12 protein-coding genes are annotated in these 14,936 nt (G+C 60.0%); all 12 read left to right on the top strand.

Annotation, left to right across the window (positions count from 1 at the left end; translation table 11 throughout):
- Positions 1-13 precede the first annotated feature (13 nt).
- The 12 genes from uppS to dnaE all read left to right on the top strand — a co-directional run bounded on the left by uppS (position 14) and on the right by dnaE (position 14,916).
- Entirely contained in the window at positions 14-769 is a 756-nt protein-coding gene (gene uppS / locus HU739_RS11990; RefSeq protein ID WP_186550176.1) for a polyprenyl diphosphate synthase, read from the top strand.
- On the top strand, positions 769-1,575 hold the full coding sequence (locus HU739_RS11985) for a phosphatidate cytidylyltransferase (protein ID WP_186550178.1): 807 nt from the start codon (positions 769-771) through the stop codon (positions 1,573-1,575). Before uppS ends, HU739_RS11985 begins: the two co-directional genes overlap by 1 nt.
- On the top strand, positions 1,572-2,762 hold the full coding sequence (gene ispC / locus HU739_RS11980) for a 1-deoxy-D-xylulose-5-phosphate reductoisomerase (RefSeq protein ID WP_186550180.1): 1,191 nt from the start codon (positions 1,572-1,574) through the stop codon (positions 2,760-2,762). The genes HU739_RS11985 and ispC overlap by 4 nt, the downstream gene beginning before the upstream one ends.
- Positions 2,763-2,816: 54 nt before the next feature.
- A complete protein-coding gene (rseP, locus tag HU739_RS11975; RefSeq protein ID WP_186550182.1) occupies positions 2,817-4,169 on the top strand; it encodes a sigma E protease regulator RseP in 1,353 nt (450 codons plus the stop codon).
- Positions 4,170-4,243: 74 nt separating this feature from the next.
- Positions 4,244-6,619 carry an outer membrane protein assembly factor BamA gene (bamA, locus tag HU739_RS11970; protein ID WP_186550184.1) on the top strand — a complete coding sequence of 792 codons (2,376 nt, stop codon included), beginning with the start codon at positions 4,244-4,246 and terminating at the stop codon, positions 6,617-6,619.
- 45 nt (positions 6,620-6,664) lie between these two features.
- Complete coding sequence (locus tag HU739_RS11965; protein ID WP_003222140.1) at positions 6,665-7,168, top strand: OmpH family outer membrane protein; 504 nt, start codon at positions 6,665-6,667, stop codon at positions 7,166-7,168.
- A gap of 3 nt (positions 7,169-7,171) precedes the next feature.
- Positions 7,172-8,227, top strand: coding sequence for a UDP-3-O-(3-hydroxymyristoyl)glucosamine N-acyltransferase (lpxD, locus tag HU739_RS11960; RefSeq protein ID WP_186550186.1), 1,056 nt, complete (start codon positions 7,172-7,174; stop codon positions 8,225-8,227).
- Between the two features lie 106 nt (positions 8,228-8,333).
- Positions 8,334-8,774 carry a 3-hydroxyacyl-ACP dehydratase FabZ gene (gene fabZ / locus HU739_RS11955; RefSeq protein WP_016771469.1) on the top strand — a complete coding sequence of 147 codons (441 nt, stop codon included), beginning with the start codon at positions 8,334-8,336 and terminating at the stop codon, positions 8,772-8,774.
- Positions 8,771-9,547, top strand: a complete 777-nt coding sequence (lpxA, locus tag HU739_RS11950; protein ID WP_064364255.1) for an acyl-ACP--UDP-N-acetylglucosamine O-acyltransferase — start codon at positions 8,771-8,773, stop codon at positions 9,545-9,547. Before fabZ ends, lpxA begins: the two co-directional genes overlap by 4 nt.
- A 2-nt stretch (positions 9,548-9,549) precedes the next feature.
- Positions 9,550-10,680, top strand: coding sequence for a lipid-A-disaccharide synthase (lpxB, locus tag HU739_RS11945; RefSeq protein WP_189684499.1), 1,131 nt, complete (start codon positions 9,550-9,552; stop codon positions 10,678-10,680).
- Positions 10,681-10,691: 11 nt separating this feature from the next.
- Positions 10,692-11,318: a ribonuclease HII gene (rnhB, locus tag HU739_RS11940; protein WP_186550332.1), complete on the top strand. Its 627-nt coding sequence runs from the start codon at positions 10,692-10,694 to the stop codon at positions 11,316-11,318.
- A gap of 76 nt (positions 11,319-11,394) precedes the next feature.
- Entirely contained in the window at positions 11,395-14,916 is a 3,522-nt protein-coding gene (gene dnaE, locus HU739_RS11935) for a DNA polymerase III subunit alpha (RefSeq protein ID WP_186550188.1), read from the top strand.
- Positions 14,917-14,936: the final 20 nt, after the last annotated feature.

The following is a 14,936-nucleotide window of genomic DNA, read 5'->3' as shown; positions in this document are numbered from 1 at the left end:
GGTCGAGCGTTAAATGGACAAGACCAAGCAGTCTGCGCCGTCCGCGGTGCCGCGCCATGTCGCGATCATCATGGATGGCAACAATCGCTGGGCGAAAAAACGCTTTATGCCGGGTGTCGCCGGGCATAAAGCGGGCGTGGATGCTGTGCGGGCGGTGATCGAGGTGTGTGCCGAGGCCAAGGTTGAAGTGTTGACCCTGTTCGCCTTTTCCAGTGAAAACTGGCAGCGCCCAGCCGATGAAGTCAGTGCCTTGATGGATCTGTTCTTCAAGGCCTTGCGTCGTGAGGCCAAGCGCCTCAACGACAATAACATCAGTTTGCGCATCATTGGCGATCGCTCGCGCTTTCATCCTGAGCTTCAGGCGGCAATGCGCGAGGCCGAGGCCATGACGGCCGGTGCCAATCGTTTTATCCTGCAGATCGCGGCCAACTATGGCGGTCAGTGGGATATCGCGCAGGCGGCTCAGCGTCTGGCGCGTGAGGTTCAGGCCGGGCACCTGCGTCCGGAGGACATCACGCCGGATCTGCTGCAAACCTGTCTGGCGACCGGTGACTTGCCATTGCCTGACCTGTGCATCCGCACCGGTGGCGAGCATCGCATCAGCAATTTCCTGCTGTGGCAGCTTGCCTATGCCGAGCTGTACTTCTCCGACCTGTTCTGGCCGGACTTCAAACACGAGGCCATGCGCAATGCGCTGGCTGATTTCGCTTCGCGTCAGCGTCGGTTCGGTAAAACGAGCGAGCAGATCGAAGCTGGAGCCCGGGTTTAATGCTTAAACAACGAATCATCACTGCGCTGATCCTGCTGCCGATCGCCTTGTGCGGGTTTTTCCTGCTCAAGGGCTCCGGTTTCGCCCTGTTCATTGGTCTGGTGGTGAGTCTTGGCGCCTGGGAGTGGGCGCGTCTTGCGGGCTTCACCGCGCAGTCGTTCCGTGTCGGCTTTGCAGCCGTCGTCGCCTTGATGCTGTTCGTCATGTACGTGCTGCCCGGTCTCGCGCCGTGGGTGCTGGGGGCGTCGGTGCTGTGGTGGGCTGTCGCGACGTACCTGGTGCTGACCTATCCGCACTCCAGCAAGCGCTGGTCCAGTGCCGCCACCAAACTGATGATCGGCCTGCTGATTCTGCTGCCTGCGTGGCAAGGACTGGTGCAGATCAAGCAGTACCCGCTGGGCAACTGGCTGATCATGGCGGTGATGGTGCTGGTCTGGGGGGCGGACATCGGTGCGTATTTCTCCGGTCGCAAATTCGGCAAGCGCAAACTGGCGCCGCAGGTCAGCCCGGGAAAAAGCTGGGAAGGCGTTTACGGTGGTCTGGCGCTGAGTCTGGTGATCACCGCCATCGTCGGGCTGGTGCGCGACTGGACCGTCGCCGAACTGCTTAAGGGCTTGATTGGCGCCGCGCTGATCGTCTTCATCTCGGTTGTCGGCGACCTCACTGAAAGCATGTTCAAGCGCCAGTCCGGCATCAAGGACAGCAGTAACCTGCTGCCCGGTCACGGCGGCGTGCTGGATCGCATCGACAGCCTGACCGCGGCCATTCCGCTGTTTGCCGTCCTGCTGTGGATGGCTGCACCGTGAGTCGACCACAACAGATTACGGTGCTCGGGGCCACCGGCTCGATCGGTCTGAGCACCCTTGATGTCATTGCCCGTCATCCTGAGCGTTATCAGGTATTCGCGCTGAGTGGTTTTACTCGCCTGAATGAATTGCTCGCCTTGTGCGTGCGTCATGTGCCGCAATTTGCCGTGGTACCGAACATCGAGGCTGCACGCCGATTGCAGGATGATCTGCGCGCCGCCGGGCTTTCCACCCGCGTGCTGGTCGGGGAGGAGGGGTTGTGCGAGGTTGCCTCTGCGACTGAAGTCGATGCAGTAATGGCGGCAATTGTCGGCGCTGCGGGCCTGCGTCCGACGCTGGCGGCGGTCGAGGCGGGCAAGAAGATCCTGCTCGCCAACAAGGAAGCGCTGGTGATGTCCGGCGCTCTGTTCATGCAGGCAGTGCGCAAGAGCGGTTCGGTGCTGCTGCCAATCGACAGTGAGCACAATGCGATTTTTCAGTGCATGCCGCAGGATTTTGCGCGTGGCTTGAGTTCGGTAGGTGTGCGAAGGATTTTACTTACAGCTTCTGGCGGCCCCTTCCGGCAGACGCCGATGGCTGAGCTGGTGCATGTTTCACCTGAGCAGGCCTGTGCGCATCCGAACTGGTCCATGGGGCGCAAGATCTCCGTGGATTCGGCGAGCATGATGAATAAGGGGCTTGAGCTGATCGAGGCCTGCTGGCTGTTCGATGCCAAGCCTTCACAGGTTGAAGTGGTGATCCATCCGCAGAGCGTCATTCATTCGCTGGTCGACTATGTGGATGGCTCGGTGTTGGCGCAATTGGGTAATCCCGACATGCGCACGCCGATTGCCAATGCCCTGGCGTGGCCGCAGCGTATCGACTCCGGTGTGGCACCGCTGGATCTGTTCGCGATTGCGCGGCTGGATTTCGAAGCGCCGGATGAGCAGCGTTTTCCTTGTCTGCGTCTGGCGCGTCAGGCCGCCGAAGCCGGTGACAGTGCGCCAGCGATGCTTAATGCGGCCAACGAGGTGGCGGTGGCGGCGTTTCTCGACGGACGGGTTCGCTATCCGGAAATCGCGAGTATCATCGAGGAAGTCCTGAACCTCGAGCCGGTGGTTGCGCTGGATGATCTCGATGCCGTGTTTACGGCGGACGCCAAGGCGCGAGTGCTGGCGGAACAATGGTTGAGTCGGCACGGCCGATAGGATCAGCAACACAATGGCTGCACGCGACACTGAACAGGATTGCGGAGAAAGTAGATGAGCGCGCTCTATATGATTGCCGGCACCCTGATCGCCTTGGGAGTGTTGGTCACTTTTCACGAATTCGGCCACTTCTGGGTCGCGCGTCGCTGTGGCGTCAAGGTTCTGCGTTTTTCCGTGGGTTTTGGCATGCCGCTGCTGCGCTGGCACGACAAGCAAGGTACCGAGTTCGTCGTGGCGGCGATCCCGCTGGGCGGCTACGTCAAAATGCTCGACGAGCGCGAAGGCGAAGTACCGGTCGATCAGCTCGATCAGTCGTTCAATCGCAAGTCCGTGCGCCAGCGCATCGCCATTGTCGCCGCCGGTCCGATCGCCAACTTCCTTTTGGCGCTGGTGTTCTTCTGGGTGCTGGCGATGCTTGGCAGCGAGCAGGTGCGCCCGGTCATCGGGGCTGTCGAGTCCGGCAGCATCGCCGCGAAGGCGGGTTTGACCTCGGGTCAGGAAATCGTTGCCATCGATGGTGAGCCGACATCCGGCTGGGCGGCGGTGAATTTGCAGCTGGTCCGTCGCCTCGGTGAAAGCGGTTCGGTGCAAGTGGTCGTGCGCGAGCAGGGTTCAACCGCTGACTCGCCCCGTGAACTGGCCCTGGATAACTGGCTCAAAGGTGCCGACGAGCCGGATCCGATTCGTTCGCTCGGCATTCGCCCATGGCGTCCGGCGTTGCCACCAGTGCTTGCTGAGCTCGATCCGAAAGGCCCGGCGCAGGCGGCCGGGCTGAAGACCGGTGATCGTTTGCTGGCCCTCGACGGTCAGGCGCTGAACGACTGGCAGCAAGTGGTCGATACAGTTCGTACGCGCCCTGATACCAAAATCATGCTGCGCATCGAGCGCGAGGGTGCTCAAATCGACGTCCCGGTGACGCTGGCGGCGCGCGGTGAAAGCAAATCGCCGAGTGGTTATCTGGGCGCTGGCGTCAAAGCCATCGACTGGCCGCCGGAAATGATCCGCGAGGTCAGTTATGGCCCGCTGGCCGCGATTGGCGAGGGCGCCCGTCGCACTTGGACCATGAGCATTCTGACGCTGGATTCACTGAAGAAAATGCTCTTCGGCGAGCTCTCGGTAAAAAACTTGAGTGGACCGATAACCATTGCTAAAGTGGCGGGCGCTTCTGCCCAGTCGGGCGTCGCTGATTTCCTGAATTTCCTTGCTTATCTGAGTATTAGCCTGGGGGTTCTGAATTTGCTGCCCATCCCGGTACTGGATGGGGGGCATTTGTTGTTTTATCTGATCGAGTGGGTGCGTGGTCGCCCCTTGTCGGATCGGGTGCAAGGTTGGGGGATACAGATCGGTATCAGTTTGGTGGTCGGGGTGATGTTGCTTGCTCTGGTCAACGATCTGGGTCGTCTGTAACGCTTCGCTGAATTGCGAATCTGCCGCATTTTGCGGCAGTTTGTTTATTGCCAGTTGGAATAAGAAAGGACTTCATGAAACGTCTGCTGCTAACTGCGGTTCTCACCGTATTGATGATCGCCGAAGTTCACGCCGAGTCCTTCACTATCTCTGATATTCGCGTCAATGGCCTCCAGCGGGTCTCCGCGGGTAGCGTCTTTGGTGCCTTGCCGTTGAACGTCGGCGAGCAGGCGGATGATCGTCGCCTGGTGGAATCCACTCGTGCGTTGTTCAAAACCGGTTTCTTTCAAGATATCCAGCTGGGCCGCGAAGGCAACGTTCTGGTCATCACCGTGGTCGAGCGTCCATCGGTCGCCAGTATCGAGATCGAGGGCAACAAGGCGATCTCGACCGAAGACCTGATGAAGGGCCTCAAGCAATCCGGTCTGGCCGAAGGCGAGATCTTCCAGCGTGCCACCCTCGAAGGCGTGCGTAACGAACTGCAACGTCAGTACGTCGCGCAAGGTCGCTACTCGGCGACCGTCGACACTGAAGTAGTGTCGCAGCCGCGTAACCGCGTCGGTCTGAAAGTGAAGATCAACGAAGGTACCGTTGCCGCCATCCAGCACATCAACGTGGTGGGCAACACGGTGTTCCCCGAGGAAGACCTGACCGACCTGTTCGAACTGAAAACCACCAACTGGCTGTCGTTCTTCAAGAACGATGACAAGTACGCCCGTGAAAAACTGTCCGGTGACCTGGAGCGTCTGCGTTCCTACTACCTGGACCGTGGCTATATCAACATGGACATCGCTTCGACCCAGGTATCGATTACCCCGGACAAGAAGCACGTCTACATTACTGTCAACGTGACGGAAGGCGAGAAGTACACCGTTCGTGACGTCAAGCTCAGCGGTGACCTGAAAGTCCCGGAAGACCAGATCAAGTCCCTGCTGCTGGTGCAGAAGGGCCAGGTGTTCTCGCGCAAGCTGATGACCACCACCTCCGAGCTGATCACCCGTCGCCTGGGTAACGAGGGTTACACCTTCGCCAACGTCAACGGCGTGCCTCAGCCGCATGACGACGACCACACCGTGGACATCCTGTTCGCTGTTGATCCGGGCAAGCGTGCCTACGTCAACCGCATCAACTTCCGTGGCAACACCAAGTCCGAGGACGAAGTGCTGCGTCGTGAAATGCGTCAGATGGAAGGTGGCTGGGCTTCGACCTATTTGATCGACCAGTCCAAGACCCGTCTGGAGCGTCTGGGCTTCTTCAAGGAAGTCAACGTTGAAACTCCCGCCGTGCCAGGTGTCGACGACCAGGTTGACGTGAACTACGCCGTTGAAGAACAGGCGTCCGGCTCGATCACCGCCAGCGTCGGTTTCGCCCAGAGTGCCGGTCTGATTCTGGGTGGTTCGATCACCCAGAACAACTTCCTCGGCACCGGTAACCGCGTCAGCGTCGGCCTGACCCGCAGCGAATACCAGAGCCGTTACAACTTCGGCTACGTTGACCCCTACTGGACCGCCGATGGCGTGAGCCTGGGTTACAACGCGTTCTATCGCACCACTGACTATGATGAACTCGACGCCGATATTTCGAGCTATGCGGTCGACAGTCTGGGTGCTGGCGTCAACGTCGGTTACCCGATCAGCGAGACTTCGCGTCTGACCTTCGGTCTGTCGGCCCAGCAGGACAAGATCAACACCGGTCGCTACACCGTTGACGAGATTTTTGATTTCGTTGAGAAGGAAGGCGATAACTACCTGAACTTCAAGGCGTCGGCCGGCTGGTCCGAGTCGACCTTGAACAAAGGTGTACTGCCGACCCGTGGCCGCTCGCAGAGCCTGACACTGGAATCCACTATTCCGGGCAGCGACCTGTCGTTCTTCAAGCTTGATTACCGCGGCCAGCTGTTCCAGCCGATCACTGAGAATTACACCCTGCGTCTGCACACCGAGCTGGGTTATGGCGACGGCTACGGTTCGACTGACGGCTTGCCGTTCTATGAAAACTACTATGCCGGTGGTTTCAACTCGGTACGTGGCTTCAAGGACAGCACGCTTGGCCCGCGCAGTACGCCGAGCCGGGGCACCAACCCGGGGACCATCGCGGACCCGGACCAGGATCCGCTGCCGTTCGGTGGTAACGTCCTGATCCAGGGCGGTGTTGAAGTTCTGTTCCCGCTGCCATTCGTCAAGGATCAGCGCTCCCTGCGTACTTCGGTATTCTGGGATGTCGGTAACGTGTTTGACTCGCAGTGCAAGGACACTACGAACGCGAACGGTTCCTCGTCCAACACCAAGTGCAATGACATCAGCCTGAGCAACATGGCCAGTTCCGTCGGTGTCGGCGTGACCTGGGTCACCGCGCTGGGTCCTCTGAGCTTCGCACTGGCAATGCCGATCAAGAAACCGGACGAAGCTGAAACTCAAGTGTTCCAATTCTCCCTCGGCCAGACGTTCTAAGCGTCTGACCCAAGATAACGACAATGGATTTTGTAGGAGTGCATCGTGCGTAAGTTGACTCAATTGGTTCTCCTGGCCTCCGTACTGGTGGCAGGCCCGGCGTTTGCCGACATGAAAATTGCCGTGCTGAACTATCAGATGGCCTTGCTGGAATCCGACGCGGCCAAGAAGTACGCCGTGGATGCCGAGAAGAAATTCGGCCCGCAACTGACCAAGCTGAAAACCCTGGAAAGCAGCGCCAAAGGCATTCAGGACCGTCTGATGGCCGGTGGCGACAAGATGCAGCAGGGCGAGCGTGAGCGTCTGGAGCTGGAATTCAAGCAAAAGGCCCGTGACTTCCAGTTCCAGTCCAAGGAACTGAACGAAGCCAAAGCCGTTGCCGACCGCGAAATGCTCAAGCAGCTGAAGCCGAAGCTGGACAGCGCTGTGGAAGAAGTCATCAAGAAAGGTGGTTTTGACCTGGTGTTCGAGCGTGGCGCAGTGATCGATGTCAAGCCTCAGTACGACATCACGCGCCAGGTTATCGAGCGCATGAATCAGCTGAAGTAACCCATGACCGTGACTATCAAACTCGGCCAGTTGGCCGAGTACCTCGGCGCCACCCTGCGTGGCGACCCGGAGAAGCAAATTACTGGGCTAGCCACTTTACAAGAGGCTGGCCCAGCTCAGTTGAGCTTTCTGGCAAATCCCCAATACCGCAAATACCTGGCCGGTTCGCAGGCGGCTGCACTGCTGCTCAAGGACGCCGACGCTGAAGGTTTTGCCGGAAATGCGTTGGTGGTGCCGGATCCTTATCTGGCTTACGCGCGCCTCTCGCATTTGTTCGATCCGAAACCAAAAGCGGCTGCGGGGATACATTCGACAGCGGTGATTGCAGCGGACGCGGTAGTCGATCCTAGTGCCAGCATCGGCCCGTTCGTGGTGATCGAAGCCGGCGCGCGGATTGGCGCAAACGTGACGCTGGGCGCGCATTGCGTCGTCGGTGCTCGCAGTGAAATCGGCGAAGGTGGCTGGCTCGCGCCGCGCGTGACGCTGTATCACGATGTGCGCATCGGCAAACGCGTGGTCATCCAGTCCGGTGCGGTGCTCGGCGGCGAAGGTTTCGGTTTTGCCAATGAGAAAGGCGTCTGGCAGAAAATTGCCCAGATTGGTGGCGTGACCATCGGCGACGATGTCGAGATCGGCGTGAACACCGCCATCGACCGCGGCGCGCTGGCCGATACCGTGATTGGCAATGGCGTGAAGCTCGACAACCAGATCCAGATTGCGCACAACGTCCAGGTCGGTGATCACACCGCCATGGCCGCCTGTGTCGGCATTTCAGGCAGCACCAAAATCGGCAAGCACTGCATGCTCGCCGGTGGTGTCGGTCTGGTCGGCCACATTGAAATTTGCGACAACGTTTTCCTGACCGGGATGACCATGGTGACCCACTCGATTACCGAGCCGGGCGCTTACTCATCCGGTACAGCCATGCAACCGGCGGCCGAATGGCGCAAAAGCGCGGCCCGCATTCGTCAGCTCGATGACATCGCGCGACGGTTGAAACAGCTGGAAAAGCGCGTCGGGGAAGTGACCCCTGACGGTAATGCTTCATCTGATGGCTGATACCATTTCCATATCAAGTGTGCACAGCCTCTAGACTGCCTCCTTGATTTGCTAGAGGAGTGCGCGTCAGTCGCGCTCCCAATCTTTACATAGGCTTTCCCCTGAAATGATGGACATCAACGAGATTCGCGAATACCTGCCTCACCGTTACCCGTTCCTGCTGGTGGACCGGGTGGTGGAACTGGACACTGAAGGCAAGCGCATTCGCGCCTACAAGAATGTCAGCATCAATGAGCCGTTTTTCAATGGTCACTTCCCGGCGCATCCGATCATGCCGGGCGTGCTGATCATCGAAGCGATGGCTCAGGCTGCCGGGATCCTCGGTTTCAAAATGCTTGACGTCAAACCGGCCGACGGCACCCTGTACTACTTCGTCGGTTCCGACAAGCTGCGCTTCCGCCAGCCTGTCAAACCGGGCGACCAGTTGATCCTCGAAGCGACCTTCATCAGTTGCAAGCGCAAGATCTGGAAATTCGAGTGCCAGGCTTCGGTGGATGGCAAGCCGGTCTGCTCGGCCGAGATCATCTGTGCGGAACAAAAAGTATGAGTTTGATTGACCCTCGCGCAATCATCGATCCGTCTGCCGTCCTGGCTGACGGCGTCGAGGTCGGCCCGTGGTCGATCATCGGCGCAGGTGTGGAAATCGGCGAGGGTACCGTGATCGGGCCGCATGTGATCCTCAAGGGGCCGACCCGCATTGGTAAACACAATCGCATCTACCAGTTCTCTTCGGTAGGCGAAGACACCCCGGATCTGAAGTACAAGGGCGAGGAAACCCGCCTGGTGATCGGTGACCACAACGTCATCCGCGAAGGCGTGACCATTCACCGTGGCACCGTTCAGGATCGCTCGGAAACCACGCTGGGTGATCACAACCTGATCATGGCCTATGCCCACATCGGTCACGACAGTGTCATCGGCAACCACTGCATTCTGGTCAACAACACCGCGTTGGCGGGCCATGTGCATGTTGATGATTGGGCGATCCTCTCCGGTTTCACCCTGGTGCATCAGTATTGCCACATCGGCGCCCACAGCTTTTCCGGCATGGGCACGGCGATCGGCAAGGACGTTCCGGCGTTTGTCACGGTATTCGGCAACCCGGCCGAAGCCCGCAGCATGAACTTCGAAGGCATGCGCCGTCGTGGCTTCAGCGAAGATGCGATCCATGCGCTGCGTCGCGCCTATAAAACCGTCTATCGCCAAGGGCTGACGGTCGAGCAGGCGTTGGCCGAACTGGTCGAACCTTCTGCGCAGTTCCCTGAAGTCGCCGTGTTCCGCGATTCGATCCAGGCGTCGACTCGCGGCATCACCCGCTGATTATGGCCAGTCTGCGTATTGCGCTGGTGGCGGGTGAGGCTTCCGGTGACATTCTCGGCGCCGGCCTCATGCGTGCGCTCAAGGCTCAACACCCGGCGATCGAATTTATCGGCGTCGGCGGTCCGCTGATGCAGGCCGAAGGCCTGACGTCGTATTTCCCGATGGAACGCTTGTCGGTCATGGGCCTGGTGGAAGTTCTCGGTCGGCTGCGCGAGCTGCTTAAACGCCGCAAGGACCTGATCGCCACGCTGATCGCTCAGAAGCCGGACGTGTTCATTGGCATCGACGCGCCGGACTTCACCCTCAATATCGAACTCAAGCTGCGTCAGGCCGGGATCAAGACCGTGCACTACGTCAGCCCGTCGGTGTGGGCGTGGCGACAAAAGCGTGTGCTGAAGATCCGCGAAGGCTGCGACCTGATGCTCACGTTGCTGCCGTTCGAAGCCCGATTCTATGAAGAAAAAGGCGTGCCGGTGCGTTTCGTCGGCCACACCCTGGCCGATACCATTCCGCTGGAAGCCGATCGCGCCGCCGCGCGTGCCGAGCTGGGCTTGCCCGACGGGCCGCTGGTGGCCCTGATGCCGGGCAGCCGTGGCGGTGAAGTCAGTCGCCTCGGCGCGCTGTTCCTCGACACTGCCGAACGCCTGCGCGCGATGCGCCCGGGGTTGCGTTTTGTGATTCCGTGCGCCAATCCTGAGCGTCGTGAGCAAATCGAAACCCTGCTGGCCGGTCGAGATCTGCCGGTGACGCTGCTCGACGGCAAATCGCATCTGGCCTTGGCCGCCTGCAACGCCGTGTTGATCGCCTCCGGCACCGCGACCCTTGAAGCGCTGTTGTACAAGCGGCCGATGGTGGTGGCGTATCGTCTGGCGCCGCTGACGTTCTGGATCCTCAAGCGCATGGTCAAGAGTCCATACGTCTCGTTGCCGAACCTGCTCGCCCAGCGCTTGCTGGTGCCGGAGCTGTTGCAGGATGACGCAACGGTCGAGGCCTTGGCGCAGACCCTGTCACCATTGATTGACGGCGGTGAGGAACAGACCCGCGGCTTCGACGAGATCCACCGCACATTGCGGCGCGATGCTTCCAATCAGGCGGCGGACGCCGTCCTTAACCTGATCGGCGAAAAACGATGAGCAAGGCAAGCATGCAGATGGGCCTGGATTTCACCCTGGTCGCTGAAGTCGAAGAATTGGTCGCCGGTGTCGATGAAGTCGGCCGCGGCCCGTTGTGCGGTGCAGTCGTGACGGCGGCGGTAATCCTCGACCCGAACCGGCCGATCCTTGGTCTCGACGACTCGAAGAAACTCACCGAGGCCAAGCGCGAAAAGCTCTACGACGAGATTTGCGAAAAGGCCCTGAGCTGGTGCATTGCCCGTGCCGAGGTCGAAGAAATCGACGAGCTGAACATCCTCCACGCGACCATGCTGGCGATGCAGCGTGCGGTGGCCGGCCTGCACATCCAGCCGAAACTGGCGATGATCGACGGCAACCGCTGCCCGCAACTGCCGATGCGCGCTGAGGCGGTGATTCAGGGCGACGGCAAGGTGCCAGCGATCGCGGCGGCGTCGATTCTGGCCAAGGTCAGTCGCGACCGCGAAATGGCAGCGTTCGAATTGATCTATCCGGGCTACGGCATCGGCGGTCATAAAGGCTACCCGACCCCCGTTCATCTGGAAGCGTTGGCACGGCTCGGTCCGACGCCGATTCACCGCCGCTCGTTCGCCCCGGTACGCCTGGCTTACGAGGCGCTGGAAAGCCTGACGCAGGTTTAGTCGCAAGGCTGATGTTTTGTTCGAGGCCCGGTACAATCCGGGCCTTGTTGTTTCCATGTAACTGGACAGGATCACTATGCCGGCTTCATTCGTTCATCTACGCCTGCACACTGAATACTCCCTGGTCGACGGGCTGGTGCGAATCAAGCCGCTGGTCAAGGCGCTGACGGGCATGAACATGCCGGCGGTCGCGGTCACCGATCAGAACAACATGTGTTCGCTGGTCAAGTTCTATAAAAACGCCATGGGCGCAGGCATCAAGCCGATCTGCGGCGCCGACCTGTGGCTGGCGAACAAGGATCCGGATGCGCCGCTGAGCCGCATCAGCCTGTTGGTGATGAATGCCAAGGGCTATCGCAACCTGACCGAGTTGATCTCGCGCGGTTTCATTGAAGGCCAGCGCAACGGCATGGTCATCGTCGAGCGCGAGTGGGTCGCCGAGGCCAGCGAAGGCCTGATCATGCTGTCCGCCGCCAAAGAAGGCGAGATCGGCATGGCCATGATTGGCGGCAACCCGGCAGAGGCCGAGGCCTTGGCGCGCGAGTGGATGGCGGTGTTCCCGGATCGTTTCTATCTGGAAATCCAGCGCACCAACCGCCCGAACGACGAAGAGCAACTGCACGGTGCCGTGGCGCTCGCCGACAAGCTTGGCGCGCCGTTGGTGGCGACCAACGATGTGCGCTTCATCAAGCAGGAAGACTTCGCCGCCCACGAAACCCGCGTGTGCATCGGTGAGGGCCGTGCCCTCGACGATCCGCGGCGTTCGAAGAATTACAGCGATCAGCAGTACCTGAAAAGCGCCGAGGAAATGATCGAGCTGTTCAGCGACATTCCCGACGCTGTCGAAAACACCGTCGAGATCGCCAAACGCTGCAACATCGAAGTGAAACTGGGCACCCACTTTTTGCCCAACTTCCCGATTCCCGATGGCATGACCATCGACGAATATTTCCGCAAGGTCTCCTTCGACGGTCTCGAAGAACGACTGGCGGTACTGCTGCCCAAGGACACCACCGAAGATTACGAAGCCAAGCGCCAGGTCTATGTCGACCGCTTGAATTTCGAGCTGGATATCATCATCCAGATGGGCTTCCCCGGTTACTTCCTGATCGTGATGGACTTTATCCAGTGGGCCAAGAGCAACGGCGTGCCGGTCGGTCCTGGCCGGGGGTCGGGTGCCGGCTCGCTGGTGGCTTATGTCCAGAAGATTACCGATCTCGACCCGCTGGAATATGACCTGCTGTTCGAACGTTTCCTCAACCCGGAACGGGTCTCGATGCCCGACTTCGACGTCGACTTCTGTATGGACGGCCGTGACCGGGTGATCGACTACGTGGCCGAGAAGTACGGCCGCAATGCGGTCAGCCAGATCATCACGTTCGGTTCCATGGCCGCCAAGGCTGTGGTCCGCGACGTGGCGCGGGTGCAGGGCAAGTCCTACGGCCTGGCCGATCGCCTGTCGAAGATGATTCCGTTCGAAGTCGGCATGACCCTGGAAAAAGCCTACGAGCAGGAAGAAATCCTGCGTGACTTCATCAAGGTCGATGAAGAAGCGGCGGAAATCTGGGAAATGGCGCGCAAGCTCGAGGGCGTGGTGCGTAACGTCGGTAAACACGCCGGTGGTGTGGTCATCGCGCCGACCAAGCTGACCGACTTCTCGCCGATCTACTGCGACGAGGCCGGCGACGGTCTGGTGACCCAGTTCGACAAGGACGACGTTGAGGCGGCCGGTCTGGTGAAGTTCGACTTCCTCGGCCTGCGAACCCTGACGATCATCGACTGGGCGCTGAAAACCATCAACCGCGACCGCGCCAAGGTCAACGAGCCGCCACTGGATATCGCGTTTATCCCGCTGGACGACAAACCGACCTACACGCTGCTGCAAAAAGCCGAAACCACGGCGGTGTTCCAGCTTGAGTCGCGGGGCATGAAAGAGCTGATCAAAAAGCTCAAGCCCGACTGCCTGGAAGACTTGATCGCACTGGTGGCACTGTTCCGTCCAGGTCCGCTGCAATCGGGCATGGTGGACGACTTCATCAACCGTAAGCACGGTCGCGCCGAATTGGCCTACCCGCACTCGGATTACCAGTACGACGGCCTCAAGCCAGTCCTGGCACCGACTTACGGCATCATCCTGTACCAGGAACAGGTGATGCAGATTGCCCAGGTCATGGCCGGTTACACCCTCGGCGGTGCGGACATGCTGCGGCGAGCCATGGGTAAGAAAAAACCCGAAGAAATGGCCAAGCAGCGCGGCGGCTTCATTGAAGGTTGTGCGACCAACGGCATCGACGCCGATCTGGCCGGTAACATTTTCGACCTGGTGGAAAAATTCGCCGGTTACGGCTTCAACAAATCCCACTCCGCCGCCTACGGCCTGGTGTCGTACCAGACCGCCTGGCTGAAAGCCCACTATCCGGCGCCGTTCATGGCCGCGGTACTCTCGGCGGATATGCACAACACCGACAAGGTCGTGACCTTGATCGAAGAAGTGCGCACGATGAAGCTGCGCCTCGACGCGCCGGACGTGAACACCTCTGAGTTCAAGTTCACGGTGAACGACGACGGCCGCATCGTCTACGGCCTCGGCGCGATCAAAGGCGTCGGTGAAGGTCCGGTGGAAGCGATCACTGAAGCGCGTCAGGCCGGTCCGTTCAAGGATCTGTTCGATTTCTGCGCCCGCGTCGACCTCAAACGCATCAACAAGCGCACCCTCGACGGTTTGATCCGCAGCGGTGCCCTGGATCGTCTGGGCCCGTACTTCCATGACGAGCAAAAGGCTTATCAGGCCAACATCGACCGCAACCGCGCCGTGCTGCTGGCGGCGATGGAAGAGGCGATCAAGGCTGCCGAGCAGACCGCGCGTACCCACGACTCCGGTCACGCCGACTTGTTTGGCGGCTTGTTCGTCGAGGAAGACGCCGATGTTTACGCCAGCCATCGCAAGGCCAAGGAGCTGACCCTGAAGGAACGCCTCAAAGGTGAAAAAGACACCTTGGGCCTGTACCTGACCGGTCACCCGATTGACGAGTACGAAGGCGAGATTCGCCGTTTCGCCCGTCAGCGCATCATCGACCTGAAACCGGCCCGCGACACCCAGACCGTGGCGGGAATGATCATTGCCCTGCGGGTGATGAAGAACAAAAAGGGCGACAAGATGGGCTTCATCACCCTCGACGACCGCTCGGGGCGGATCGAGGCGTCGCTGTTTGCCGAAGCGTTCCATTCGGCGCAATCGCTGTTGCAGACCGACGCGATGGTGGTGGTCGAAGGCGAAGTCAGCAACGACGACTTCTCCGGCGGCCTGCGCCTGCGGGTCAAGCGGGTGATGAGCATGGAGGATGCGCGCACCAACCTGGCCGAGAGCTTGCGCCTGAAACTGCACACCCAGGACCTCAAAGGCGATCAGCTACGCTGGTTGGGTGAGTTGCTCAAGCGTCATCGTGGCGCCTGCCCGATCACCATGGAGTACACCAGCCCCGAAGCGAAGACCTTGCTGCAGTTCGGCGAGACCTGGCGGATCGACCCGGCGGATGCGTTGATTCAAGCACTGCGTGACCAGTTCGGGCGAGACAACGTCTTCCTCCAATACCGTTGACCGGCAAGTGCCATTATTGC

The sequence above is a fragment of the Pseudomonas hamedanensis genome, assembly GCF_014268595.2.
GTDB classification, from domain to species: domain Bacteria; phylum Pseudomonadota; class Gammaproteobacteria; order Pseudomonadales; family Pseudomonadaceae; genus Aquipseudomonas; species Aquipseudomonas hamedanensis.
The sequence above is the reverse complement of the archived record's forward strand: the minus strand, read 5'-3'. Positions and strand labels throughout refer to the sequence as shown.